At 65.0% G+C, this 26,048-nt stretch carries 25 protein-coding genes; 19 read left to right on the top strand and 6 right to left on the bottom strand.

Annotated features, from left to right (window positions below; translation table 11 throughout):
* Position 1: 1 nt before the first annotated feature.
* Together N2603_RS31585 and N2603_RS31580 are read left to right on the top strand one after the other, a co-directional pair.
* Positions 2-3,238 carry a bifunctional cytochrome P450/NADPH--P450 reductase gene (locus tag N2603_RS31585; RefSeq protein WP_260385209.1) on the top strand — a complete coding sequence of 1,079 codons (3,237 nt, stop codon included), beginning with the start codon at positions 2-4 and terminating at the stop codon, positions 3,236-3,238.
* A gap of 129 nt (positions 3,239-3,367) precedes the next feature.
* The gene (locus tag N2603_RS31580) at positions 3,368-4,042 is read left to right on the top strand and encodes a polyamine aminopropyltransferase (protein WP_260385208.1); all 675 of its coding nucleotides are present in this window, start codon (positions 3,368-3,370) and stop codon (positions 4,040-4,042) included.
* Between the two features lie 103 nt (positions 4,043-4,145).
* Here the strand turns inward: N2603_RS31580 and N2603_RS31575 are convergent, their stop codons facing one another.
* Together N2603_RS31575 and N2603_RS31570 are read right to left on the bottom strand one after the other, a co-directional pair.
* A complete protein-coding gene (locus N2603_RS31575) occupies positions 4,146-4,610 on the bottom strand; it encodes a nuclear transport factor 2 family protein (protein WP_260385207.1) in 465 nt (154 codons plus the stop codon).
* Positions 4,611-4,734: 124 nt separating this feature from the next.
* The gene (locus N2603_RS31570) at positions 4,735-5,649 is read right to left on the bottom strand and encodes an alpha/beta fold hydrolase (protein WP_260385206.1); all 915 of its coding nucleotides are present in this window, start codon (positions 5,647-5,649) and stop codon (positions 4,735-4,737) included.
* A 161-nt stretch (positions 5,650-5,810) separates the two neighbouring features.
* Between N2603_RS31570 and N2603_RS31565 the strand changes: the two genes are divergently transcribed.
* From N2603_RS31565 to N2603_RS31490, 16 genes are all read left to right on the top strand, one after another.
* On the top strand, positions 5,811-6,194 hold the full coding sequence (locus tag N2603_RS31565; RefSeq protein ID WP_026312832.1) for a hypothetical protein: 384 nt from the start codon (positions 5,811-5,813) through the stop codon (positions 6,192-6,194).
* A complete protein-coding gene (locus N2603_RS31560) occupies positions 6,191-7,273 on the top strand; it encodes a PHA/PHB synthase family protein (protein ID WP_260385205.1) in 1,083 nt (360 codons plus the stop codon). The genes N2603_RS31565 and N2603_RS31560 overlap by 4 nt, the downstream gene beginning before the upstream one ends.
* Positions 7,270-7,863 carry a GNAT family N-acetyltransferase gene (locus tag N2603_RS31555; protein ID WP_260385204.1) on the top strand — a complete coding sequence of 198 codons (594 nt, stop codon included), beginning with the start codon at positions 7,270-7,272 and terminating at the stop codon, positions 7,861-7,863. The genes N2603_RS31560 and N2603_RS31555 overlap by 4 nt, the downstream gene beginning before the upstream one ends.
* A 219-nt stretch (positions 7,864-8,082) precedes the next feature.
* Positions 8,083-8,538 carry a phasin gene (locus N2603_RS31550; RefSeq protein WP_011085671.1) on the top strand — a complete coding sequence of 152 codons (456 nt, stop codon included), beginning with the start codon at positions 8,083-8,085 and terminating at the stop codon, positions 8,536-8,538.
* Positions 8,539-8,712: 174 nt separating this feature from the next.
* Positions 8,713-9,999, top strand: coding sequence for a DUF445 domain-containing protein (locus tag N2603_RS31545; protein ID WP_260385203.1), 1,287 nt, complete (start codon positions 8,713-8,715; stop codon positions 9,997-9,999).
* A 188-nt stretch (positions 10,000-10,187) separates the two neighbouring features.
* Positions 10,188-10,958 carry an alpha/beta hydrolase gene (locus N2603_RS31540; RefSeq protein WP_260385202.1) on the top strand — a complete coding sequence of 257 codons (771 nt, stop codon included), beginning with the start codon at positions 10,188-10,190 and terminating at the stop codon, positions 10,956-10,958.
* A 210-nt stretch (positions 10,959-11,168) separates the two neighbouring features.
* A complete protein-coding gene (gene paaX, locus N2603_RS31535; protein ID WP_260424306.1) occupies positions 11,169-12,035 on the top strand; it encodes a phenylacetic acid degradation operon negative regulatory protein PaaX in 867 nt (288 codons plus the stop codon).
* Positions 12,036-12,111: 76 nt separating this feature from the next.
* The gene (paaA, locus tag N2603_RS31530; protein WP_018648122.1) at positions 12,112-13,104 is read left to right on the top strand and encodes a 1,2-phenylacetyl-CoA epoxidase subunit PaaA; all 993 of its coding nucleotides are present in this window, start codon (positions 12,112-12,114) and stop codon (positions 13,102-13,104) included.
* A gap of 10 nt (positions 13,105-13,114) precedes the next feature.
* Entirely contained in the window at positions 13,115-13,402 is a 288-nt protein-coding gene (paaB, locus tag N2603_RS31525; protein ID WP_014496929.1) for a 1,2-phenylacetyl-CoA epoxidase subunit PaaB, read from the top strand.
* Between the two features lie 167 nt (positions 13,403-13,569).
* Positions 13,570-14,346 carry a 1,2-phenylacetyl-CoA epoxidase subunit PaaC gene (paaC, locus tag N2603_RS31520; RefSeq protein ID WP_260385201.1) on the top strand — a complete coding sequence of 259 codons (777 nt, stop codon included), beginning with the start codon at positions 13,570-13,572 and terminating at the stop codon, positions 14,344-14,346.
* Positions 14,340-14,843 carry a 1,2-phenylacetyl-CoA epoxidase subunit PaaD gene (gene paaD / locus N2603_RS31515; RefSeq protein WP_018648120.1) on the top strand — a complete coding sequence of 168 codons (504 nt, stop codon included), beginning with the start codon at positions 14,340-14,342 and terminating at the stop codon, positions 14,841-14,843. Before paaC ends, paaD begins: the two co-directional genes overlap by 7 nt.
* 157 nt (positions 14,844-15,000) lie before the next feature.
* On the top strand, positions 15,001-16,083 hold the full coding sequence (paaE, locus tag N2603_RS31510) for a 1,2-phenylacetyl-CoA epoxidase subunit PaaE (protein ID WP_260385200.1): 1,083 nt from the start codon (positions 15,001-15,003) through the stop codon (positions 16,081-16,083).
* 51 nt (positions 16,084-16,134) lie between these two features.
* On the top strand, positions 16,135-16,584 hold the full coding sequence (gene paaI, locus N2603_RS31505) for a hydroxyphenylacetyl-CoA thioesterase PaaI (protein WP_260385199.1): 450 nt from the start codon (positions 16,135-16,137) through the stop codon (positions 16,582-16,584).
* Between the two features lie 40 nt (positions 16,585-16,624).
* Complete coding sequence (paaK, locus tag N2603_RS31500) at positions 16,625-17,956, top strand: phenylacetate--CoA ligase PaaK (protein WP_260385198.1); 1,332 nt, start codon at positions 16,625-16,627, stop codon at positions 17,954-17,956.
* A gap of 181 nt (positions 17,957-18,137) precedes the next feature.
* Positions 18,138-19,142 (top strand): quinone oxidoreductase family protein, encoded by a 1,005-nt coding sequence (locus N2603_RS31495; protein ID WP_260385197.1) that lies wholly within the window; start codon positions 18,138-18,140, stop codon positions 19,140-19,142.
* Between the two features lie 115 nt (positions 19,143-19,257).
* Complete coding sequence (locus N2603_RS31490; RefSeq protein WP_260385196.1) at positions 19,258-20,313, top strand: YeeE/YedE family protein; 1,056 nt, start codon at positions 19,258-19,260, stop codon at positions 20,311-20,313.
* Here N2603_RS31490 and N2603_RS31485 read toward each other — a convergent pair.
* Positions 20,292-21,194 carry a DMT family transporter gene (locus N2603_RS31485; protein WP_260385195.1) on the bottom strand — a complete coding sequence of 301 codons (903 nt, stop codon included), beginning with the start codon at positions 21,192-21,194 and terminating at the stop codon, positions 20,292-20,294. The genes N2603_RS31490 and N2603_RS31485 overlap by 22 nt on opposite strands.
* A gap of 101 nt (positions 21,195-21,295) precedes the next feature.
* On the opposite strand from N2603_RS31485, the gene pdxR reads away from it, so the two are divergent.
* On the top strand, positions 21,296-22,726 hold the full coding sequence (pdxR, locus tag N2603_RS31480) for a MocR-like pyridoxine biosynthesis transcription factor PdxR (RefSeq protein WP_260424305.1): 1,431 nt from the start codon (positions 21,296-21,298) through the stop codon (positions 22,724-22,726).
* Between the two features lie 82 nt (positions 22,727-22,808).
* Here the strand turns inward: pdxR and N2603_RS31475 are convergent, their stop codons facing one another.
* The 3 genes from N2603_RS31475 to N2603_RS31465 are packed head-to-tail and all read right to left on the bottom strand — an operon-like array spanning position 22,809 to position 26,046.
* Positions 22,809-24,032, bottom strand: coding sequence for a bifunctional alpha/beta hydrolase/OsmC family protein (locus N2603_RS31475; RefSeq protein ID WP_260385194.1), 1,224 nt, complete (start codon positions 24,030-24,032; stop codon positions 22,809-22,811).
* A 25-nt stretch (positions 24,033-24,057) separates the two neighbouring features.
* Positions 24,058-24,720, bottom strand: coding sequence for a sulfite oxidase-like oxidoreductase (locus N2603_RS31470; protein WP_260385193.1), 663 nt, complete (start codon positions 24,718-24,720; stop codon positions 24,058-24,060).
* Between the two features lie 3 nt (positions 24,721-24,723).
* The gene (locus N2603_RS31465) at positions 24,724-26,046 is read right to left on the bottom strand and encodes an MFS transporter (RefSeq protein ID WP_018648110.1); all 1,323 of its coding nucleotides are present in this window, start codon (positions 26,044-26,046) and stop codon (positions 24,724-24,726) included.
* Positions 26,047-26,048: the final 2 nt, after the last annotated feature.

Genomic DNA, 26,048 nt, shown 5'->3' with positions numbered 1-26,048 from the left:
AATGTCGTCATCCAAGAATCGACTGGACCCGATCCCGCAGCCGCCGACCAAGCCGGTGGTCGGCAATATGCTGTCGCTGGATTCGGCGGCGCCCGTGCAGCACCTGACGCGGCTCGCCAAGGAGCTCGGTCCGATCTTCTGGCTCGACATGATGGGCTCGCCGATCGTCGTCGTCTCCGGCCACGATCTCGTCGACGAGCTCTCTGACGAGAAGCGTTTCGACAAGACGGTGCGCGGCGCGCTCAGGCGCGTGCGTGCGGTCGGCGGCGACGGCCTGTTCACCGCGGATACCAGGGAGCCGAACTGGAGCAAGGCCCACAACATCCTGCTGCAGCCGTTCGGCAACCGCGCCATGCAGTCCTATCACCCGAGCATGGTCGACATCGCCGACCAACTCGTCCAGAAGTGGGAGCGGCTCAACGCCGATGACGAGATCGACGTCGTCCATGACATGACCGCGTTGACGCTGGATACGATCGGCCTGTGCGGCTTCGACTATCGCTTCAATTCGTTCTACCGGCGCGACTACCATCCCTTCGTCGAGTCCCTGGTGCGTTCGCTCGAAACCATCATGATGACGCGGGGCCTGCCGTTCGAGCAGCTCTGGATGCAGAAGCGGCGCAAGACGCTCGCGGAAGACGTCGCCTTCATGAACAAGATGGTCGACGAGATCATCGCCGAGCGCCGCAAGAGCGCGGAGGGGATCGACGACAAGAAGGACATGCTCGCTGCGATGATGACCGGCGTCGACCGCTCGACCGGCGAGCAGCTCGACGACGTCAACATCCGCTACCAGATCAACACCTTCCTGATTGCGGGGCACGAGACCACCAGCGGCCTGTTGTCCTACACGCTCTATGCACTGCTCAAGCATCCGGACATTCTCAAGAAGGCCTATGACGAGGTCGACCGCGTCTTCGGCCCTGACGTCAATGCGAAGCCGACCTACCAGCAGGTGACTCAGCTCACCTACATCACGCAGATCCTCAAAGAGGCGCTGCGGTTGTGGCCGCCCGCGCCGGCCTATGGCATCTCGCCGCTGCAGGACGAGACCATCGGCGGCGGCAAGTACATGCTCAGGAAGGGCACTTTCGTCACCATCCTGGTGACGGCGCTGCATCGTGATCCCAGCGTCTGGGGTCCAAATCCCGATGCCTTCGATCCCGAGAATTTCAGCCGCGAGGCGGAAGCAAAACGGCCGATCAATGCCTGGAAGCCGTTCGGCAACGGCCAGCGCGCCTGCATCGGCCGGGGCTTTGCCATGCACGAGGCCGCGCTTGCGCTCGGCATGATCCTGCAGCGCTTCAAGCTGATCGATCACCAGCGCTACCAGATGCACTTGAAGGAAACGCTGACGATGAAGCCGGAGGGCTTCAAGATCAAGGTGCGTCCGCGTGCCGACCGCGAGCGCGGCGCCTATGGCGGACCTGTCGCAGCGGCTGCGACGCCAAAGACGCAGCGCCAGCCCACCACGCGGCCCGGCCACAACACGCCGATGCTGGTGCTCTACGGCTCCAATCTTGGCACCGCCGAGGAGCTCGCGACGCGCATGGCGGACCTCGCGGAGATCAACGGCTTTGCCGTGCATCTCGGGCCGCTCGACGACTACGTTGGCAAGCTGCCGCAGGAGGGCGGCGTGCTGATCATCTGCGCCTCCTATAACGGCGCGCCGCCCGACAATGCGACGCAGTTCGTCAAATGGCTTGGCGACGACCTGCCGAAGGAGGCCTTTGCCGGCGTGCGCTACGCCGTGTTCGGCTGCGGCAACAGCGACTGGGCGGCGACCTATCAATCGGTGCCGCGCTTCATCGACGAGCAATTGTCGAAGCACGGCGCCCGCGCGGTGTATCCGCGCGGCGAGGGCGATGCGCGCAGCGATCTCGATGGACAGTTTCAGAAATGGTTCCCGGCGGCAGCCCAGGTCGCGACCAAGGAATTCGGCATCGACTGGAATTTCACCCGCACGGCGGAAGACGATCCGCTCTACGCGATCGAGCCGGTCGCGGTGACCGCCGTCAACACCATCGTCGCCCAGGGCGGCGCGGTGGCGATGAAGGTGTTCGTCAACGACGAGCTCCAGAACAAGAGCGGCCCCAATCCGTCGGAGCGTTCGACGCGCCACATCGAGGTGCAGCTGCCGTCCAAGATCACCTACCGCGTCGGCGATCATTTGAGCGTCGTCCCGCGCAACGATCCGACGCTGGTGGATTCGGTCGCCCGCCGTTTCGGCTTCCTGCCGGCCGACCAGATCAGGCTGCAGGTCGCCGAAGGGCGGCGCGCGCAATTGCCGGTGGGGGATGCCGTTTCGGTCGGACGCCTGCTCAGCGAGTTCGTCGAACTGCAGCAGGTCGCGACCCGCAAGCAGATCCAGATCATGGCCGATCACACCCGCTGCCCCGTCACCAAGCCGAAGCTGCTGGGCTTTGTCGGCGAGGAGCCTGAAACGCTCGAGCGGTATCGCACCGAGATTTTGTCCAGGCGCAAATCCGTGTTCGACCTGCTGCTGGAATATCCGGCCTGCGAATTGCCGTTCCACGCTTATCTGGAAATGCTCTCTCTGCTGGCGCCGCGCTATTACTCGATCTCGTCCTCGCCGTCGGTCGACCCGGTGCGATGCAGCGTCACGGTCGGCGTGGTCGCGGGGCCGGCCGCGTCCGGGCGCGGTGTCTACAAAGGCATCTGCTCGAACTATCTCGCCAATCGCCGCGCGGGCGATACGATCTATGCCACCGTGCGCGAGACCAAGGCGGGCTTCCGGCTGCCGGATGATTCCTCCGTGCCGATCATCATGATAGGCCCCGGCACCGGACTTGCGCCGTTCCGCGGCTTCCTCCAGGAGCGCGCGGCGCGCAAAGCGAAGGGGACCACGCTCGGTCCGGCCATGCTGTTCTTCGGCTGCCGCCATCCCGATCAGGATTTTCTCTACGCGGACGAGCTGAAAGCGCTGGCGGCAGCCGGCATTGCCGAGCTGTTCACCGCGTTCTCGCGCGCGGACGGACCGAAGACCTATGTGCAGCATGTGCTCGCCGCACAAAAGGACAAGGTCTGGCCGCTGATCGAGCGGGGCGCGATCATCTATGTCTGCGGCGATGGCGGGAAAATGGAGCCCGACGTGAAGGCCGCGCTGGTCGCGATCCATGGCGAGAAGAGCGGCAGCGATGCCGTCGCCGGCGCCCGGTGGATCGAGGAGATGGGCACGAAGAACCGCTATGTGCTCGACGTCTGGGCGGGTGGGTAGCCCAAGGCGCGTTCTTGTAGCCCGGATGGAGCGTAGCGAAATCCGGGGCGGTCTTTCCTCACGAGAGCGTTTCCCGGATTGCGCTTCGCTCCACCCGGGCTACGAGCCAAATCGTCCTAAAGCTCGCTCATGATTCCCTGGGAAAAGATCGACACCGCCAAGATCCCCGGCTCCGACGAAGAGCTCCGCCTGATGCGGCGGGGCAAGGAGTTCTCGATCAAGCTCGGCAGCAACGAGCTGATGAACAGCCGTTTGTCGGGCTCGGAAGCGGCGCTGGCGACGCTCGCGGCAAAGCAGATCGAGAAGGTCGCTAAGCCCGTCATCCTCATCGGCGGCCTCGGCATGGGCTTTACGCTGCGCGCGGCGCTGGCCGTGCTCGGGCCTAAGGCGAAGATCGTGGTCTCCGAGCTGGTCCCGTCGGTCGTCGCCTGGGCGCGAGGGCCGATGGCGGAAGTCTTCGGCGAGAGCCTCGATGATGCCAGGGTGAGCATCCGCGAAATCGATGTCGGCGAGATCATCCGGGCGCAGCGGTCGGCGTTCGACGCCATTCTGCTCGACGTCGACAACGGACCGGAGGGGCTGACCCGGAAGGGCAATGATACGCTCTATAATGCGAGCGGGTTGACGGCGGCCAAGACTGCGCTGCGGCCGGGCGGCGTGCTCGCTGTCTGGTCGTCAGGACCCAATCCGGCATTCACCAGGCGCCTTCGGACCGCCGGCTTCGATGTGAACGAAGTCAACGTCCGGGCCACCGGAAGGGGCGGCGGCGCGCGCCATGTGATCTGGATGGCAAGGAAGGGTTAGGCGGCTTCTGTAGCCCGGATGGAGCGCAGCGCAATCCGGGACAGTCGATCGGCGGAAGGTGGTCCCGGATTACGCTGCGCTCCATCCGGGCTACGTCTCCCGGCTAGAACATCGTGTTGCCGTTCGCCGAATTTTCAGGAATCTCCTGAACGACGTCCCAGTGCTCGACGATCTTGCCGTTCTCCAGCTTGAAGATGTCGACGATCGCGCGGCCCCTGGCGCCGGGCTCGCGAACGGAGTGGACGTGCAGGATGACGTAGTCGCCGTCCACGAAGCTGCGCTTGATCTCGCTGTGCGAGTTCGGAAACTTTTCACGGAGGAAGCCGATGAACTTGCGGAAGCCGTCCGGGCCATCGGCGGCATTTGGATTGTGCTGCACATAGCGGTTGCCGATATAGGCGATGGCTGCATCGGCGTCCTTCTGGTTGAGGCCCTTCTCGTAGAAGGCGAGCACAGCAGTGCGATTGGCTTCTTCCTGCGCGCTGCCGGCGATTGCGGCGCCGTTGCCGAGGAACAGCATGAGAATGGAAGCCGCAATCATGGCGACCGGGCGGACGATGAGATGCATGTGAGCTCCGAGAGGCCGTAGCCTCTTTTGTGATCGAGGGAGGCCTCTATAGCTTTCGTGCCGGCTTCCGTTAAGACAGTCACCGGCAGCTCACATGGTCACCGCGGAGAGACCGCCCGCGAGTCTACGCCGCCCGCGCCGCTGCGCCACGCGCGTGCTTGTCGATGGCGCCGATGATCTCCGGCCAGAAGCGCATCGGCAGCGCGTGGCCCATGCCCGCGATCATCAACAGCTTTGCGTTCGGAATTGACGCCGCCGTGTCCTTGCCGCCTTCGGGATGGACCAGCGGATCGACGGTGCCGTGAATGACGAGCGTGGGCGCCGTCACGGCGTGCAGCCGCTCCTTGCGGCTGCCGGAGGCAAGCACGGCGCGAAGCTGGCGGCCGACGCCGGCCGGATTGAGCCCGCGCGCGAACACGCGCTCGGCACGGTCAGGGTCGAGCGCTTCCTCTTCCGGAAAGGAGCCTGCGCGCAGCACCTTCCAGGTCTGGCCGAAGCGGACCATGAACTCCTCCTTGCTGCGCGGCGGCGGCGCCATCAGCATCGCCGCGGCTTCGCGGGTCGGCGGCGGTATGCGCGGGTTGCCCGTGGTCGACATGATCGAGGTCAACGAGCGCACGCGCTGCGGAAACGACAGCGTCACCTCCTGCGCGATCATGCCGCCCATGGATGCCCCGACCAGATGCGCCGACTTGATGCCGAGCGCATCCATCAGGCCGACCGTGTCCTTGGCCATGTCGATCAGCTTGTAGGTCGCGGCCACGGGAATCCGCAGGAAGCGCAGCTTCAGCAGCTCGAGCGGCGTCAGGCGCTTGCCGCCGGTGAGATGGCTCGACTTGCCGATGTCGCGATTATCGAAGCGGATCACTCGGAAGCCGTGCGTGGCGAGCTGCTCGCAGAACGCATCGTCCCAATGGATCATCTGCGCGCCCAGACCCATGATGAGCAGCAGCGGCTCGGCGTTGTCGTTCCCGAAGATCTCGTAACAGATGTCGATGCCGTTGGCGCGGACGGTCTGGGGCGGCTGATGGGCGGTCACGGGTCCCTCCTGCTGATCGCTGCTGTATCGCACGGTTTGCCGCCGCAAAGAAGCGCATGCGCGACGACGCGTCCGCCGCTTGCCGGTTGACCGGCCCCGCGCAACGGTGTGGTATGGCGAAAAAGAAGGGCGTCGCAGCTCTCGATACCAGGAGGACGCCGATGACCGACAAGACCAATGACCCCGTCGCCATGTGGCAGAAGATGATGGGTGAGATGGAGAAGGGGTTCAACTCCTTCGCCAACCAGGCCATGTCGTCGCCAGAGTTTTCTCAAGCGCTGAACCGGGCGGGCGGCGTTGCTGCAGGTGCTCAGAAGCAGCTCGGCGAGCTCATGGAGAAATATCTCGTCACGATGAATCTGCCGAGCCGCGAGCAGGTGACGGCGCTCGCGGAACGGCTGCAATCCATTGAAGGCCAGATCGGCGAGATGAAGTCGATGCTGAGCCAGATCGCGGCAAGTTCCGGAATCTCGCAAAGCTTCGATGCTGCGCCGCGGCCGCCGCGGACGAAACGTCCGCCCTCCGAAAACGGAGGACAGACATGAACGCGCCGGCGGCACTTGATTTCGCGTCCATCCCGGAGCGCATCCAGTCCGAGGTGCAGCGCGCAATCCAGCGCAGCATCAAGGGCGTCGAGTATTTCTCGAGCTCGGGCCCTTCGCTCGGCTCGACGCCGAAGGACGTGCTGCATTCGCGCGGCACCATGAGCCTCTACCACTATCGTCCGATGTCGGACGAGATCTACCGCGTGCCGGTGCTGATCGTGATGGCGACCACCAACCGCGGCTACATTCTCGACCTCGTGCCCGGCCAGAGCTTCATCGAGTTTCTGCTGAAGCGCGGCTACGACGTCTACATGCTCGATTGGAGCGCGCCGCGGCCGGAGGAGAAGAGCCTGCGGATGGAGGACTACGTCCTCGACTTCATCCCGGATTGCGTCCGCCGCGTGCAGCAGGATTCGGGCGAGAAGGACGTTTCCGTCATCGGCTATTGCTTCGGCGGCGTGCTGTCGCTGCTCTACGGCTCGATCCACCAGGACGGGCCGATGAAGAACCTGATCTGCTTCACCACGCCGATCGATTTCCGCGAGATGAAGCTGTTCTCGAATTTCTCCGACCGCCGCTATTTCGACGTCGACCACCTCGTCGACAGCGTCGGCAACGTGCCACCGGAGATGATCCTGTCCTCGTTCGAGATGCTGCGGCCGGCCTCGCGCACGGTGAGCCAGATCCAGCTCTGGGAGAACATCTGGAACGACGAATTCGTGAAGTCGTACCGGATGTTCGACCGCTGGGCGACCGACACGCTGCCGCTGGCCGGCGAGTATTTCCGCGCCATCACCAAGGACCTGATGTGGGACAACAAGCTGTTCAACGGCACCATGTCGGTCGGCGGCCGTGCGGCCAGGCTCGAGAACATCAAGGTGCCGATCTTGCACGCGGTCGCCGAGCACGACCACATCGTGCCCTATGACGCCGCAAAGCACCTGATCGCCAAGATCGGGTCGGCGGACAAGGAAGAGGTGATGTTGAAGGGCGGTCACGTCTCGCTTGTCGCCGGCGCCAATGCGGTAAAGCGGCTGTGGCCGAAACTGGATTCCTGGCTGGGGAAGAGATCGACATGAGCGAGCAGCGTTCCTATCCGCGCCACGTCAAGACCGACGCCGGCGATATCGAGATCCGTTTGATGTCGCCCGCGGACGAGGCCGCCGTGCTGGCGTTCGGCAAGGGCCTGCCGACCCATGACTTGTTGTTCCTGCCGCGCAACATCAGCGAGCCCAAGGTGCTGTCGGCCTGGGTCAAGGAGATCGAGCGGGGTGCGATCACGAGCCTGCTCGCGGTCAGGGACGGCAAGGTCGTCGGTTGCGGCACGCTGGTGCGCGATCCGCACTCCTGGTCGCCCCATGTCGGCGAGATCCGGATGGTCATTTCGCCTGAGGTCCGCGGCCAGGGCGTGGGCAAGGCGCTGTCGCAGGAGACCTTTGCCTTCGCGCTCGGGGCGGGCCTGGAAAAGCTCTCGGTTCAGATGACCGTCGACCAGCAGGCGGCCATCGCCCTGTTCGAGAGTCTCGGCTTCAAGGCCGAAGCGCTGCTGCGGGATCATGTCCGGGACGTCGACGGCAAGACCCACGACATCGTCGTGCTCGGCCACAACATCGCGCAGGTCCAGGCCCAGATGGAGGCCTACGGGCTGCCAGGCGCGGTCCAGCACTGAGGCGGCCGCCCAGCGTTAGGTCCAAATCGGGCCGATCGCGGGGCAATTGGCTAGGGAGGCATCACGATGCCTGCCGCTAAGGCTGTTCACGATTTCGTGATATCGCACTGCAATACGAATATTGCGTCGCACAATTAACCGTGCCATATAAGCCGTGCCCCGGGCCAATGCGGACGGGGTGAGCCCATAGCTCAACCCAATGAGGATGGAGAGAACCCCATGACCACTGAAACCAACACCGCTTTCGAGGGCTTCAAGGACGCTTTCAAGAACATCCAGAACCTGGAAGTTCCCGAGGCCGCCCGTGAGTTCGTCAAGAAGACCGCCAACACCGCCAAGGACCGTGCTGCCGAGGTGTTCGCTGGCTCCGAGCGCGTGACCGCCGCCGTCGAGAACGCGGTGACCGAGTCCGTTACCGAGGCCGGCAAGATCAGCCGCAACATCCAGCAGGCGATCTACGAGGACGCCGAGGCGTTCTTCTCGGGCATCGACAAGCTCGCGTCCGCCAAGTCGTTCAGCGAAGCCGTCGAGATCCAGTCGAGCCTGCTCCGCTCCCGCGGCGAAGCGTTCGTCTCGCGCGCCAAGGCGACCACCGACTATCTCGGCAAGCTCGCCGCCAACGGTGCGAAGTCCGCCCAGGACAACTTTGCCAAGGTCTACAACAAGACCGCCTGATTTGGCTGTCTGAGTAGCAACTGAATTTGAGGCCCGCTTCGGCGGGCCTTTTGTTTGGTTTGCGCTGCCGTCATCGTGACTGTCATTCCGGGGCGCCCTTGCGCACCTGAGAATCTCGAGCTTCCGGGTTCGATGCTTCGCATCGCCCCGGAATGACGTAGTCTCCCATTCGCCATGAACGCACCCGCCACCTTCTCCTTCGACACCCCCGGCGATGCCGAACGTGCGGCCGAGCTGCGCCGCGTGAAGGCGCTGGCGACGCTGGTCCTCGCCTCGACGCTTCTGCTCTTCATCGTCGCGAAATGGCTGCTGCCAGTGCATCCCGTGTTCGGCTTCATTGCCGCCTTCGCGGAAGCTGCGACCATCGGTGGCCTCGCCGACTGGTATGCGGTGGTCGCGCTGTTCAAGCGGCCGCTCGGCCTGCCGATCCCACACACCGCGATCATCCAGAGCAACCAGGCCCGCATCGCCGACAAGCTCGGCGAGTTCATCCAGGTGCATTTCCTCGAGGCCGGTCCCGTCGAGGCCAAACTGAATGAGATCGATTTCGGCTCCTTCGTCGCGGACTGGCTACGCGACCGCAAGCGCAGCGATGACCTCGCGCGCTTCGCGCTGCGCCTCTTGCCGGAGGCGGTGTCCGCGACGGAAAGCTCCGGCCTGATGACCTTCATCATCCGCCGCATGTCCTCGCAGCTCCAGGCGATCGACCTCGCCCCGCTCGCGGCCGGCACGCTGCGCGGCTTCGTTGCGGAGGGGCGGCACCAGATCCTGTTCGACGATCTCTTGCGCGTGATGCACGAGACCTTGAACCAGAACGAGACGATGGCGATGATCCGCGAGAAGGTGCGCGCGGAGTTGCCGACCCTGCTCAATCTCTATCGCGCCGACAAGTTTCTGGTGAACAAGATCGTCGCCTCCGCCACGGCTTTCTTCAACGAGGTGCGCAGCGATCCCAAGCATCCGTTCCGCGGCGAGTTCGACCGCATGGTGCTGAACTTCGTCGACCGTCTCGGCACCGATCAGGCTTATATCGACCGCATCGACGGCTTGAAGCGCGACCTGCTGGCGCGGCCGGAGCTTGCCGATCTCGCCCGCACCGTCTGGGCCAATACGCGCGCCTTCATCGAGCGCAGCGCGAGCGGCGAGACGCAGGTGCTGCAGCATCATCTCGCCGGCATGTTCGTCTCGGCAGGCGAGGCGCTCGCCGGCGATGCCGAGCTGCGGGGTGAGATCAACAAGGGCCTGGTGACCGTGCTGCGCAGCTTCGTCGCCGATCAGAAGAGCGGCGTCTCCACCTTCATCTCTGACCAGGTCAAGGCGTGGAATATGACGCAGCTGATTTCGCTGATCGAAATTAACATCGGCCGCGACCTGCAATACATCCGCTTCAACGGTTCGCTGATCGGCGGGCTCGCCGGGCTCGCGCTCTACTCCGTAGAATTCCTGCTCCGATGGCTGTGACTTTTGCGTCACGGCCGTTAGCATTAACGCGCGGGCCTATTGTCGGCCATCGTCTCTCCCGCTTGAATATGCGGAACCGGCCGCCTAGCTGATTCATGTTGCGCTGCGGAACGTTCGCGAAGCCGGCGTATTGGAATTCATGCCCATTTGCCGGCATCGCAGCCGGCGCCTTCTCAGGGGAAATCTTGATGACCGCTACTGCCCAGACGCTGCGTCCGCCGTCCCGTACCCTGATGTTTCTGGAAGGGCGCGCGATCCACGAGTTCGGCGCGTTCCTCGGCGCACTGCCGCTGCTGAGCCTCGCGCCGCGCGGGGACGGGCATCCGGTGCTGGTGCTGCCGGGCCTCGTGGCTTCCGATGCGTCCACGCGCGCGCTGCGCTCGTTCCTGACCAGCAAGGGCTACGCGGTGAGCGGCTGGCGCCAGGGCCGCAATTACGGCCTGCGCCCCGGCGTGCAGCACGCGATGGTCGATCTGGTCGAGGAGCTGAGCGACACGCACGGCCGCAAGATCAGCCTGGTCGGCTGGAGCCTCGGCGGCCTCTACGCGCGCCAGCTCGCCAAGATGATGCCCGAGCGTGTGCGCCAGGTCATCACGCTCGGCAGCCCGTTCGCGGGCGATCACCGTTCGACCAATGCCTGGCGGATCTATGAATGGGCGAGCGGCCGCAAGGCCGACGAGGTCGATCCCCGCTTCGGCGGTGAGCTCGCCGTGCCGCCGCCGGTGCCGACCACCGCCATCTTCAGCCGCACCGACGGCGTCTGCGCCTGGCAGGGCTGTATGGAAAAGTCGGGCGCGCAGACCGAGAGCATCGAAATCGAGAGCAGCCATTGCGGCATGGGCCATCATCCCGCCGCGGTCTACGCAGTCGCCGACCGGCTTGCGCAGAAGGAAGGCCAGTGGCGCCCGTTCGACCGCAGCGGCTGGCGCAGCTTGGCCTATCCCGATCCGCATCGATAGCGCTCCTCTTCACCTCGCCCCGCTTGCGGGGAGAGGTCGGATCGCATCGGAGATGCGATCCGGGTGAGGGGGACTCTCCGCGAGTCCAATTCTCACCGAACGCGCGGAGGCTCCCCCTCATCCCGACCTTCTCCCCGCAAGCGGGGAGAAGGAGAAGAGCGTCGCTCCCGTCCATTGTCGCAGCCGCACCAAACGCGCTATGCCTCGCGCATGGCGCATCCGCTCTCCCGCATCATCGACCAGCTCAAGCGCGAACCCTCGCGCACCGGCTCCATCGTCATCACCGTGTTTGGCGACGCCATCGTGCCGCGCGGTGGCTCCGTGTGGCTGGGGACGCTGCTGGAATTCTTCGAAAGCCTGGACATCGATAGCGGTGTCGTTCGCACCGCGATGTCGCGCCTTGCGGCCGATGGCTGGCTGACGCGCGAAAAGGTCGGTCGCAACAGTTTCTATCGCCTGGCCGACAAGGGCCGGCAGACGTTCGAAGCTGCCACGCGCCACATCTACGATCCGCCGCCATCGGACTGGACCGGGCGCTTCGAGCTGCTGTTGATCGGCAATGGCGAGGACCGCGACGCCTCGCGCGAGGCGCTGCGCAATGCCGGCTTCGGCAGTCCATTGCCGGGGGTCTGGGTCGCACCGTCAGGCGTGCCGGTGCCGGACGAGGCTGCGGGCGCGATCCGTCTCGAAGTCTCCGCGGAGGACGACAGCGGCCGCCGCCTGCTCAGCGCGAGCTGGCCGCTGGAGCGCACCGCAGACGCTTATCTGAAGTTCATGAAGACGTTCGAGCCGCTCCGTGCCGCTCTCGCGCGCGGCACGGATCTGTCCGAAGCCGACGCCTTCACCGCGCGCATCCTGCTGATCCACTACTATCGCCGCGTCGTGCTGCGCGATCCGCTGCTGCCCGAAAGCCTGCTGCCGGCGGATTGGCCGGGCAGGGCGGCCCGCGCGCTCTGCGGCGAAATCTATCGCGCGCTGCTTGCTCCGTCCGAGCAATGGCTTGACGGCCATGGAACCAATGAAAAGGGGGCGCTGCCGCCGGCGCGGAAGCTGTTGGAACGGAGGTTTGGCATCTGATTTTTATGTTACAGAAATATCTTGCATGATGTAATTCTTGTTATATATTGCCTCCCAATAAAACGGGAGGACGCGCATGTATACCCAGGCGCTGAACACGGCCGAGACCGATGATCGCGGTCTGGAGGACGCAGGCAAAGCTGCGCAGTTTCAGGCCCGCGTCGATGCGGAGGAACGCATCGAGCCGAACGACTGGATGCCGGCGGCCTATCGCAAGACACTTACCCGCCAGATCTCCCAGCACGCGCACTCCGAAATCGTCGGCATGCTGCCCGAGGGCAACTGGATCACGCGCGCGCCGACCTTGCGCCGCAAGGCGGCGCTGCTTGCCAAGGTGCAGGACGAGTGCGGCCACGGGCTCTATCTTTACGCCGCCGCCGAGACGCTCGGCTCCTCGCGCGAGGAGCTCGTCGACGCCATGCTCGCGGGGAAAGCAAAGTATTCCTCAATCTTCAACTATCCGACGCTGACCTGGGCCGACATCGGCACGATCGGCTGGCTGGTCGACGGTGCCGCGATCATGAACCAGATCCCGCTGTGCCGCTGTTCCTACGGGCCCTACGCCCGCGCGATGATCCGCGTCTGCAAGGAGGAGTCCTTCCACCAGCGCCAGGGCTACGAGATCATGCTGACGCTGTGCCGCGGCTCGGACGAGCAGAAGGCGATGGCGCAGGACGCGCTGAATCGCTGGTGGTGGCCGGTGCTGATGATGTTCGGCCCACCGGATGCGACGAGCCAGCACAGCGACACCTCGACGAAGTGGAAGATCAAGCGCTTCTCCAATGACGAGCTGCGCCAGAAGTTCGTCGATGCCACCGTGCCGCAGGCGCAATATCTCGGCCTCACCATCCCCGATCCCGGCATGACGCAGGATGCGGATGGCCACTGGCGCTACAGCGAGATCGACTGGAGCGAGTTCAAGCAGGTGCTCGCCGGGAATGGCCCCTGCAACCGCGATCGCATCGCCGCGCGCCGCAAGGCGCACGAGGAGGGGGCATGGGTGCGCGAAGCCGCCGCCGCTTACGCCGCGAAGCGCGCGCGTCGCCAGACCGCGCAGGCAGCCGAGTAGGGAGATCACGATGGCCACGCCGAACACGCCGCTGTGGGAAGTCTTCATTCGCAGCCGTAACGGGCTCGCGCACAAGCATGTGGGATCGCTGCATGCGAACGACGCGACGATGGCGCTGCAGGCGGCCCGCGACATCTACACCCGTCGCGGCGAAGGCCTGTCGATCTGGGTCGTGCCGTCCACCGCGATCACCGCGAGCGATCCCGCCGAGAAGGGCATGATGTTCGAGCCGGCGGAATCGAAGATCTACCGGCACCCGACGTTCTATGAAGTGCCGGAAGAAGTGGGGCACATGTAGCGCTCTCTCTCCTCATGGTGAGGAGCCGCGAAGCGGCGTCATCGGACGATGCTCCGCATCGCCGAACGAACCATGAAGGCCCGTGACTCGTGGCCCATCCTTCGAGACGGCGCTTCGCGCGCCTCCTCAGGATGAGGTCGGAACAAGTGGGAAGATGGATAGGACAGATGCCGGTCGCCAACATTCAGGTCTCCGAAACGCCGCTGGTGCTCTACGCGCTGCGCCGCGCCGACGATGCGCTGATCCTCGGTCACAGGCTGTCCGAATGGTGCGGGCACGCGCCGATGCTGGAAGAGGACATGGCGCTCTCCAACATCGCGCTCGACCTGATCGGCCAGGCGCGCGAGCTCTATAGCTACGCGGCCAAGGCCGAAGGCAAGGACAATGACGAGGACAAGCTCGCTTATCTACGCGATGTCAGACAGTACCGCAATCTGCTGCTGGTCGAGCAGCCCAACGGCGACTTTGCCCAGACCCTGGTGCGCCAGTTCTTCTATTCCGCTTTTGCCGACCTCTACTGGCGCGCGATGATGACATCGCGCGATGCGACGCTGGCGGCCATTGCCGCCAAGTCGGAGAAGGAGAGCGCCTATCACCTGCGTCACGCTTCGGAATGGATCATCCGGCTCGGCGACGGCACGGACGAAAGCCATCGACGCGCCCAGGCCGCGATCGATCATTTCTGGGCCTTTACCGGCGAGATGTTTGCCGTCGACGACGGCGAGCGCGCCCTGATCCATGCCGGCATTGCCATCGATCCCGGCACCTTGCGCGGTCGCTGGCTGACGACGCTCTCGGATGTCACCCGTGAAGCAACGCTCACGTTGCCGCAGAACGACTGGATGCAGCAGGGCGGCCGCTCCGGTCGCCACAGCGAGCATCTCGGTCATCTCCTGTCCGAGCTGCAGTCGATGCAGCGCACATTTCCGGGGCAGGCATGGTGACGGTGCTGGACCACGACAGCGAGCTGCGCCGGCGCGCCTGGGATGCCGCCGCGAGCGTGGTCGATCCGGAAATCCCGGTGTTGAGCATTGCCGATCTCGGAGTGCTCCGTGATGTCGTGCTCGACGGCGAACATGTCGAAGTCGCGATCACGCCGACCTATTCGGGCTGCCCGGCCATGAACATGATCGCGCTCGAAATCGAGATTGCGCTGGAGCGCGCCGGTTTTCGTCAGCCAAAGGTGCGAACCGTGCTGTCACCGGCTTGGACCACGGACTGGATGAGCGAGGAGGGGCGCGAGAAGCTGCGCGCCTACGGCATCGCGCCGCCGCAGGCCTCGGGCTCGCGCCGCGCGCTATTCGGCGAGCAGGCCGTCGTTTGCCCGCAATGCGGCTCGGACAAGACCGAGCTGCTGTCCGAATTCGGCTCGACCTCCTGCAAAGCGCTGTGGCGCTGCCAGACCTGCCGCGAACCTTTTGATTATTTCAAGTGCCATTGAGAGACGCACGATGCCAACCCTGTCGTCATTGCGAGGAGCTCTTGCGACGAAGCAATCCAGACTCTGGATTGCTTCGCGGAGCCTGTCGTCGGGCCGCGCTTTGCGCGGACCCGGTGGCTCGCAATGACGACGGAGAGACCGAACGAGGATGCCTGTAATGTCCGCAGCCGCACCGCGCTTCCACCGTCTGGCCGTCAGTGACCTCCGCCGCGAGGCGTCCGATGCTGTGTCGATGACCTTCGCTATTCCCGGCGAGCTCGCCGGCGATTACGCCTTCACGCCCGGCCAGTACCTGACGCTCCGCACGACGCTCGACGGCGAGGAGGTGCGCCGCTCCTATTCGATCTGCTCCGGCCCTGACGACGGCGAGATCCGCATCGCCGTGAAAAAGGTCGACGGCGGTGCGTTTTCGAATTGGGCGGCGGACGAATTGAAATGCGGCGACGAGCTCGACGTGATGACGCCGACCGGACGCTTCGGCGCGGTCCCGGCGGCGGATCGCGCGCGGATCCACGTCGGCTTCGCCGCCGGCTCCGGTATCACACCGATCCTATCGATCGTGAAGGGCATCCTCGCGCGCGAGCGGGACAGCCGCTTCTTCCTGTTCTACGGCAATCGCACCACCGATAACATCATGTTCCTCGAAGCACTCGAGGAGCTCAAGGATCGCTTCATCGATCGCCTCTCGATCTTCCACGTCATCTCCGGCGAGGAGCAGGACATTCCGATCCTGCATGGCCGGCTCGACGGCGACAAGGTGAGGGTCTTGCTGCGCTCGCTTGTGCCGGCGGGAAGCGTCGATCACGTTTTCGTCTGCGGTCCCCTTGGCATGAGCGAGGAGATCGAGGTGACCTGCCGCGATCTCGGCATTGCTGACGAGCGTATTCACGTCGAGCGCTTCGTCTCCGAATTCGGCGGCAAGCCGCGGCCGAAGAAGGCCGTTGCGCCCGACGCGCCGCCGAAGGCGATCGCCTCGCTGATCATCGACGGCAAACGCCGCGACGTGCCGGTCGCCGAGGACGAGGCCATTCTCGATGCCGCGCTGCGCGCCGGCGTCGATCTGCCCTTCGCCTGCAAGGGCGGCATGTGCTCGACCTGCCGCGCCAAGCTGGTCGAGGGCGAGGCGCCGATGGACATCAACTATTCGCTGGAACCGTGGGAGCTCAAGGCCGGTTTTGTTCTCACCTGTCAGGCCAAGCCGTCCACGGAGCGGGTCGTCGTCGATTACGACCATGTTTGACAGTGTGGGCCAACCAGCAGAACATTGCGTGCAAACAGCCGGGAGAAGCGCGTGAACGTCAAAGCCGCCCTGTCACCTGAGGATGTTGCCCGCGCCTGCGCTCAGGCGATGTGGGCCGAGGACGATGCTTCCAAAGGTCTCGGCATGGAGATCGTCGAGATCGGCCCCGGTTATGCGACGCTTGCGATGACGGTGCGGCCGGACATGGTCAATGGCCAGCGCATCGCCCATGGCGGCTTCATCTTCACCCTCGCCGATTCCGCCTTCGCCTTTGCCTGCAACTCGCACAACGAGCGCGTCGTGGCCGCGCAGGGACAGATCACCTTCATCAAGCCGGGAAAGCTCGGCGACCGGCTCGTCGCGAAGGCGCGTGAGGTGACTCGAGGTGGACGCTCCGGCATCTACGACGTGCGCGTCACCGTTGGCGACACTGTCATCGCCGAATTCCGCGGGCATTCGCGTGTCATTCCCGGCACGTGGCTGCCGGCGCAAGATCAATAAGACCAAATAAGAAAAAACAAACCAATGTGGGGAAACGAGAATGGCTCTGACGAGGCGCAAGGAAGGTGCCAGCAGCTATAGTGCCGAGATGGATGCGCATGAGCGCGCATCGCGCGACGAGCTCATGGCGCTGCAGACGCAGCGGCTGGCCTGGTCGCTGAAGCACGCCTACGACAACGTCGCGCACTACCGCAAGGCGTTCGACAAGGCCGGCGTGCATCCGTCCGATTTTCGCGAGCTCTCCGATCTCGCAAAATTTCCGTTCACGGTGAAGACGGACCTGCGCGACAACTATCCCTTTAACATGTTCGCCGTGCCGCGCGAGAAGCTGGTGCGGGTGCATGCCTCTTCCGGCACGACCGGCAAGCCGATCGTGGTGGGCTACACCCAACGTGACATCGACACCTGGTCGGAGGTGATGGCGCGCTCCATCCGCGCGGCCGGCGGCCGCACCGGCATGATCATCCACAATGCCTACGGCTACGGGCTCTTCACCGGCGGATTAGGGGTGCATTACGGCGCCGAAAAACTCGGTTGCACGGTTGTGCCGATCTCCGGCGGCATGACCGAGCGGCAGGTGCAGCTCATCAACGATTTCCGGCCCGACATCATCACGGTGACGCCGAGCTACATGCTGGCGATCCTCGACGAGTTCAAGCGCCAGAAGCTGGATCCGCGCCAGTGCTCGCTCAAGGTCGGCATTTTTGGTGCCGAGCCCTGGACCAATGCGATGCGCGGCGAGATCGAGGACGCCTTCGACATGGATGCGACCGACATCTATGGCCTCTCCGAGGTGATCGGCCCCGGCGTCGCGCAGGAGTGCATCGAGACCAAGGATGGCTTGCACATCTGGGAGGACCATTTCTACCCCGAAGTGATCGATCCCCAGACGGGTGCGGTGCTTCCGGACGGCGAGAAGGGCGAGCTGGTGTTCACCTCGCTCACCAAGGAAGCTTTCCCCGTGATCCGCTATCGCACCCGCGACCTGACACGGCTGCTGCCGGGTACGGCGCGGCCGGGCATGCGGCGGATGGAGAAGGTGACGGGCCGCTCGGACGACATGATCATCCTGCGCGGCGTCAATCTGTTCCCGACCCAGATCGAGGAGGTGCTGCTCGCCACCGACTGGTGCGGCGGCCATTTCATCCTCGAACTGACCCGCGAAGGCCGGATGGACGAGCTGACCATCATCGCCGAGGCGCGGCCCGAAAGCTGGGACGGCCGCGGGCTCATCGATCATGCGGACCGGATCGCGACCCACATCAAGAATACGATCGGCGTCAGTTCGAGGGTTCAGGTGGTCGCGCCGGCCACGCTGGAGCGCTCGCTCGGCAAGGCCAAGCGGCTCTACGACAAGCGGCCCAAGGACTAGCTCTCAACCCTCATGGTGAGGAGGGGCGTCAGCGCCGTCTCAAACCATGCAGGCCCGGCTCTCGCAGCGGGGCCTTCATCCTTCGAGACGCCTGCTTCGCAGGCTCCTCAGGATGAGGGGAGGCGGTTGACTCGACCGGCCCCAAAGGCGACAAGGCCCGCGAGAAAACGCGGGTCTGTTCATGTCGCCAGCCGATGCCAAAACCGTCGAAGCGCGCTGTGTGCGCCTCAACGCCAAAGCTGAAAACGCCGCGGCGCTTGCACCTGGCGTCGAGCGCCAGATGCTTATGCGCGGGCCGAACGATCTGCTGATCGAGGTGAAGGCCGCCGCCGTCAATCCCTCCGACGTCAAGGCCGCGACCGGGCTGATGCCCTATGCCGTGTTCCCCCGGACCCCTGGCCGCGATTACGCCGGCGTGGTGATCGATGGACCGGCCGGCACGGTCCGCCGCGAGGTGTTCGGTTCCTCCGGCGATCTCGGCATCCGCCGCGACGGCACCCACGCGACCCATCTCGTCGTCGAGGCCGATGCGGTCGTGGAGAAGCCCAAGACGTTGTCTTGGGAAGAGGCCGCCGGCATCGGCGTGCCCTTCGTCACCGCGATGGAAGGCTTTCGCCGTGCCGGGGTGCCGAAGAGTGGCGAGACCGTGCTGGTGTTCGGCGTCAACGGCAAGGTCGGCCAGGCCGCGGTGCAGATCGCGACCTGGCAGGGCGCGCGCGTCATCGGCGTGGTGCGCAAGGCGGAAGCTTATGAAGGTCACGCCAACGCACCCATCGAGGTGATCGACGCCTCCGCCACCGACGTTGCCACGCGCGTGCGCGAATTGACCGGCGGCAAGGGCGCCGACATCGTCTTCAACACGGTCGGCGATCCCTATTTCCAGGCCGCGCACAAGTCGCTTGCCTTGCGCGGCCGCCAGATCCTGATCGCCGCGATCGACCGCATCGTGCAGTTCAACATCCTCGAGTTCTATCGCGGCCAGCACACCTATGTCGGCATCGACACGCTCGGCCTGTCCTCGACCGCGACGGGCGCGGTGCTGCGCGATCTCGGGCCCGGCTTTGCGAGCGGCCATCTGAAGCCGTTTCCGATCAACGCGAATGCGATCTATCCGCTGGAGCGCGCCAAGGAGGCGTACGTCGCCGTCGCCGGCTCGTCGCGCGACCGCGTGATCCTGAAGCCGTAACACACCGTCATTGCGAGCGCAGCGAAGCAATCCAGAAATGCATCCGCGGAGACAGACTGGATTGCTTCGCGGCGCTCGCAATGACGGAGAATGGCGAGAGGTCTGAGAACAACCGATGGAATCCACCCAGCTCGTCATTCTCGCCGGCCTCGTCATTGGCCTCGTCTACGGCGCCGTGGGCCTGCTCAGCGGCTTCTGCCTGATGAGCAGCATGCGCGGCTTTCTGGCGGACGGCGACGGGCGGCTGGTGCGGACCTATGCGCTGGCGATTGCGGTCGCGATTGCCGCGAGCCAGCTCCTCGCCGGCAGCGGCACCGTCGATCTCGGCAAGTCGATCTACTTGCAACAGACCTTCTCGGTGCCGGTGCTGTTCCTCGGCGGCCTGCTGTTCGGCTACGGCATGGTGCTGTCGAATGGCTGCGGTTCGCGCGCCCTGGTGCTGCTGGGGCGCGGCAATCTCCGCTCCTTCGTCGTGGTGATTGTGCTGGCGATTGCTGCGCAGATGACGCTCAAGGGCTTGATCGCACCGGCGCGCATTGCGCTGGTCCAGGCCTCGCAAACCACGGTCAACGCCAATTCGCTCCCGTCCGTGCTGGCGACGCTCGGTCTGACGGAGGCGCTTTCGCGTGCGCTTGCCGCCGCGACGATTGTCGTGGCGCTGATCCTGTTTGCGTTTGCCCATCCGGCGTTCCGCCGCTCGCCCGGCCAGATCGCTGCCGGTGTCCTTGTCGGCCTCCTCGTCGCCGGCGGCTGGTACGTCACCGGCTATGTCGGCGCCGACGACTTCAATCCCGTCCCGGTAACCTCGCTCACCTTCATCGCGCCGATCGCCGATGCCCTGCAATACGCCATGCTCTCGACCGGGCTGACGCTCAACTTCGGCATCGCGACGGTGGCCGGCGTCTTTGCCGGCAGCCTCGCGACGGCGCTCGCGACGGGCCGCTTCAAGCTCGAGGGCTATTCCTCGCCGCGCCACATGCTGCGCTCGGGCAGCGGTGCCGCGCTGATGGGGATCGGCGGCGTGATGGCGTTCGGCTGCTCGATCGGGCAGGGGCTCACCGGCGTGTCGACGCTCGCGCTCGGCTCGTTCGTCGCGCTTGCCGGCATCCTGCTCGGCACGACGGCCGGCCTGCGCGGTGGGTTGCGCGTTCAGCCGCTCGCGGTGGCCTGACCGCGCAACAGCCTGTCGCCTAACGTGGCAAGACCGATGCCGGTGACGATCAGCCCGGCCGCGACAGCGAGGCTCATGTCGATCGGCTCGCCCAGCAGGATCGCCGCGCTGGCGATGCCGACGAGCGGCGTTCCCGTGGTGCCCAGCGCCGAGATGCTCTTGTTGACCATCGACATCGCCCAATAGGCCAGCGCGGTCCCGATCAGACCGGAATACAGGAACAGCAGGATGAGCCTCCACGACCATTCCGCATGCGGCAGGCCGTTCGTGACCATCGCCGACGCTGTCAGCACGATCGTCGCCACGAGCACCTGCCAGATCAGAAGCTGGAGCGGCGAGGCGATCCAGCGATGCGCGCGGATATAGATGATGTTCGCGGCCCAGGAGATCGCGGCCAGGATGACCATGCCGGCGCCGAGCACGACGTTTGCATTGGTCCAGTCGATGGACGCGGGGTTCAGGATCACGGCAAGGCCGATCAATCCGAGCAGGGCGCCGGCGAGCTTTGGCGCGGTCAGCGTATCCTTCCCCAGCAAGGGCGCGGCGATCGCGACCCAGAGCGGCGTGGTGTAGCCGAGCACGATGGCCTTGCTCGCAGGCAGGAAGCGCACACCAGCCGCGACCAGGACCGAAAATATCGTCATGTGCAGCAGCGCCACGCTCAGGACCACGGGAATGTCGCGCCGCTCCGGGATCACCAGATTGTTGCTCAGTCCGAGGATCACGAACAATCCGGCCAACGCGATCCAGCTCCGGATCGCTGAAGTCCACAACGGCGGAAGCAACTGGACGAGCTGCTTCGTCACCGACCAGTTCACGCCCCAGGCCAGCACGACGATGAGGAACAGGCCGACGGCGGCGCGAGGGGACAGGGAATTCATCTCGGTGGTCCTTGAAGCAGTCCAGTGCGGCGGATAGCATCCTGTCTGGCACCAGAAAAAGTGCCAGATTGGAGAAGAACAAGGTGCCAGTTTCAGAAGGCATGATCGCGGGCCTGATCGATCTGAGGCGGGCCGACGAGGAGGGATTGGCAAGGCAGCTGACGGGGCAGCTCCGAAGCCTGATTGCGAGCGGTCGCCTCGGCAGGGGCCGTGCGCTGCCGTCGAGCCGCCGGCTCGCGAGCGATCTCGGTGTGTCCCGCAACACCGTCACCTACGCGTTCGAGCAGCTCGCCGCGGAGGGGTATTTGGCAGCGTCGCACGGGCGGCGCCCGGTCGTGACCGTCGACGGCGCCGAGCGGATCGATGCAGCAGGGGCAGCTGCATCCCGTCCACGCTCCGGTAAGCCGCGGCTCTCGCCCTGGGCCTCAAAGCTCGGGCAGACGGACTGGCCGATGTCTTATCTGGCGCCGTTAAAGCCGTTGCGTCCGGGGCATGGCGACGCAAGGGAGTTTCCGAACGACATCTGGGGACGCTGCCTGCGCCGCAGCGCCATAGGGGCAGCCAGGCGCGAGCTCGGACCGGTCAACCGGCCGCGCCTGCGCGAGGCGCTGGCGCATTACCTCGCGACCAACCGAGGCGTTCGCGCCACGGCGGAACAGATCCTGATCCTGCCGAGCGCGCAGGCGGCGCTCATGTTGATCGCTGCTGTCGTCATCACGCCCGGCGATGAGGTCTGGGTCGAGGATCCCGGCTATCCCGGTGCCGCGGCAGCCTTCCGTGCGTCTGGCGCGCGCGTGACCGGCATCAAGCTGGACGAGCAGGGCATGCAGCGGATGCCGGGGCCCGCAGCGCCAACACTGATCTTCATGACGCCGTCGCACCAGCATCCGACCGGGCGCCTGATGTCGCTGGCCCGCCGCACCGAGTTTCTCAGGGCGAGCAGGCCCGGCAGGACCTGGATCGTGGAAGATGACTACGACGGCGAATTCCACTACGACAGCCGGCCGGTGCCGGCGTTGCAGGGCCTCGATGCACACGGCCGCGTGTTCTATGTCGGCACCTTCTCGAAGGCGATGACGTCGGATATCCGGCTCGGCTATCTCGTCGCGCCGCCGGCACTGGTCAGTACGCTGGAGATCGCGCAGCGACATATCGGGCTGATCGCGTCCAGCCACATCCAGGAGGCGTTGGCCGAGTTCATCGCCGACGGGCATTTCCTCGCGCATCTGCGCCGGATGCGCCGGCTCTATCACGCGCGCCGCGATCATCTCGTCGTGGGGCTGGAGCGCCATCTCGGCGATGTGCTCAGGGCCGAAGTGCCCTCGGGCGGCATCCAACTCGTGGCGCGTCTCAAACGCGGTCGTGCCGACCAGGCGGCGGTCAAACGGCTGGTCGAGGCGGGCGTTGTCACGCGAGCCATATCCAGCCTGGCGCTCGGCAAGCCGCGCGATCACGGCCTGCTGCTCGGCTTTGCGGCGTGGCGCGAGAACGAGATCAGCGCGGCGGTGCGGACGATGGCGTCGTGTTTCTAGAGCATGATCCAGACCCGAAGGGCCGCGTTAGCGCAAAGTGTGGAGCGGTTTTCCGAATAGATCATGCTCAAACAATAACGCTTCACTCCACGGCCTTCGTCACGATGCGGATCTCCGATGTCAGCGTGCGATGCACCGGGCACTTGTCGGCGATCTCCATCAGCTTCTTGCGCTGCTCGGCATCGAGCGCGCCGTCGATTGCGATGTCGCGCTCGATCTGGTCGAGCATCCCCTCGCGCGTCTCGCACTCCGCGCAGTCCTTGGCATAGATCTTGGAGTGCTTCAGCGTGACCGTGACGAGATCGAGCGGCAGCGACTTGCGGTCGGCATAGAGGCGCATGGTCATGGAGGTGCAGGCCCCGAGCCCGGCGAGCAGGAAATCGTACGGGCCGGGGCCGGCATCCTCGCCGCCGGCCGCCTTCGGCTCGTCCGCCACCAGATGGTGCGGGCCAACGGTGATGAGCTGGTTGAACTTGCTCTTGCGGGTCTCCTGCACCACGACCTTTCGCGGTTCCTCGGGGAGATCCATCGCTTTTGCGGGTTTTGCGGTGTCGATGTAGCGGCTCGCCCAGGCCACGACCACGTCGGCCGCGTAGAGCGCGTCGGGCGGCCTGGTCAGGAGATGATCGGCGTGGTCGAGCGAGACGAAGCTCTTGGGATGCTTGGCCGCAACGAAAATCTTTGTCGCGTTGTCGATGCCGACGGTGTCGTCAACGGGCGAATGCATCACCAGCAGCGCCTTGTGCAGGCCGGTGACATCCTTCATCAGCTCGTGCTCGACGATGTCGTCGAGGAATTCGCGCTTGATCCGGAACGGGCGCCCCGCGAGCGAGACTTCGACCTCGCCCTGCGTGCGGATGTTGTCGATGTGCTCTTTGAACAGGCCGGTGACGTGGGCGGGATCGGAGGGCGCCGCGATGGTGACGACCGCTCTTGCCTCGGGAATCTTTCCGGCAGCGGCAAGGATAGCGGCACCACCGAGGCTGTGACCGATCAGGAGCGACGGTGCCTTGCGGACACTGCGCAGGTGATCGGCGGCGCGCACGAGATCGGCGACGTTGGAGGAAAAGGTCGAATTGGCGAAATCGCCCTCGCTGGAGCCGAGCCCGGTGAAGTCGAAGCGCAGCACGGCGATGCCCCTGGCCGCGAGGGCGACCGAGATGCGCTTGGCCGCCAGCGTGTCCTTGCCGCAAGTGAAGCAGTGCGCGAACAGCGCGTAGGCGGCGGGCTCGCCGTCGGGCAGCTCAAGCGCGGCAGCAAGCTGATGGCCGCCTTCGCTGGTGAACTGAAAGCGTTCCGTAGGCATGGGCTTCCCCCGTTGCTGTTCGAACCTAATCGTCTGAATAGCGCTGCTCGGCCCAGGGATCGCCGCGGTTATGATAGCCGCGGACTTCCCAGAAGCCCGGCGCGTCCTCGGTCAGGAATTCGATCGCCTGGAGCCATTTCGCGCTCTTCCAGAAATAGAGATGCGGCACCACCAGCCGCACCGGGCCGCCATGCTCCTCGGTCAGCGGCTGGCCGGACCAGCTATGGGCGAGCAGGGCATCCTCGGCGGCAAAGTCCTCCAGCGCGAGGTTGGTGGTGTAGCCGTCGTAGGAATGCAGCACGACGAAGCGGGCATCCTCGCGCGGCCGGCAGGCGGCGAGCAGCTCGCGCGTGGCGAGGCCTTCCCATTCATTGTCGTAGCGCGACCAGGTCGTCACGCAGTGGATGTCGGAGGTGAACTGCTCCTGCTTCTGCGCGGTGAATTCGGCAAAGGTCCAGAACAGGGGATTGTCGACCGCCCCGTAGACGTCGAGCCGCCAGCGCTCGCGTGAGACCGGCGGCATGACCCCGAGATCGAGCACCGGCCAGTCCTTGGTCAGGTGCTGACCGGGCGGCAGGCGCTGGTCTTCCGGCCGCGTGACCTTGCCGGTGAGGAAGCGGCCCTCGCGCGCCCATTTCTCCTTGGTGCGCGTCAGCTTGCTGTCGGGCGGCTCGTTGTCGTCGGCCATGGGTTACTCGTGGCGGTGCATTGCGGAAGCGTGCTTGGTGTCGCGCATGGTGGAATAGATGATCAGCGACAGGCAGATGATGCCGGCGAGATAGTAGTAGAACCAGTCCTCATGCCCGATGCTCTTGAAGTAGAGCGCGATCGCCGGCGCGGTGCCGCCGAAGATCGAGACCGTGATGGCGTAGGGCAGGCCGACGCCGAGTGCGCGGACATTGGTCGGGAACAGCTCGGCCTTCACCACGGCGTTGATGGAGGTGTAGCCGGCGACGAACAGCCAGGCGCAGCAGATCAGGATGAAGGCCATGAAGGGCGACTTGGTCTCCTTCAGGGTCATCAGCAGCGGAACGGTCGCGAGCGTGCCGGCGACACCGAAGAAGATCAGCAGCGGCTTGCGGCCGATCCTGTCGGAGATGGCGCCGTAGATCGGTTGCAGGATGGTGGCGAAGATCAGCGTGCCGAAGATCACGAAGGTGGTTTGATCCTCGGTCAGCCCGACCGAGAGCTTGACGAAGGTCTGCATGTAGGTGGTGAAGGTGTAGAACGCCGCGGTGCCGCCGGCGGTGAGGCCGACCACCAGAAGCAGCTCGCGCGGATAGCGCAGCAGATTGGTGATCGAGCCGGTCGGCTTCACCACCTTCTTGGCTTCCTCGAAGGCCTCGGTCTCGTGCAGGCCGCGCCGCATGACTGCCGCAAAGATCGCGAGCGCCGCGCCGATCGCGAAGGGGATGCGCCAGCCCCAGGCCTTCAGCTCTTCCGGCGTCAGGAAGACCTTCTGCAGGAGCAGCAGCACAATGATCGCGGTGAGCTGGCCGCCGATCAGCGTGACGTACTGGAAGCTCGAATAGAAGCCGCGATGCCTGGGATCGGCAACTTCACTCAAGTAGGTGGCGCTGGCGCCGTATTCGCCGCCAAGACTTAAGCCCTCGATCACGCGCGCGACCGCCAGGATGGCCGGGGCGGCAAGACCGATCGAGGCATAGGTCGGCGTCACCGCGATGATCAGCGAGCCGAAGCACATGAAGACGACGGAGAGCGTCAGCGAGATCCGGCGCCCGAAATGATCGGCGAGATAGCCGAAGAACCAGCCACCCAGGGGGCGCATCAGGAAGGTCGCCGCGAACACGACGGCGACGTTCAGTTGCTGGACGACGGGATCGTTGCCGGGGAAGAAGGCGGGGGCGAAATACAGCGCGAACGCGGTGTAGGCGTAGAAGTCATACCATTCGACGAGATTGCCGATCGAGCCGATGAAGATCGCCTTGATGCGGCGTTCGGCGTCGGCAATGTCGAAGTGCTCGGAGGCCGGCTTGATTGCTTGGTCTGTCATCG

Source organism: Bradyrhizobium huanghuaihaiense, from assembly GCF_025200885.1.
GTDB lineage: Bacteria > Pseudomonadota > Alphaproteobacteria > Rhizobiales > Xanthobacteraceae > Bradyrhizobium > Bradyrhizobium huanghuaihaiense.
Note: the sequence above shows the minus strand (reverse complement) of the source record. Positions and strands in the feature narration are given on the sequence as shown.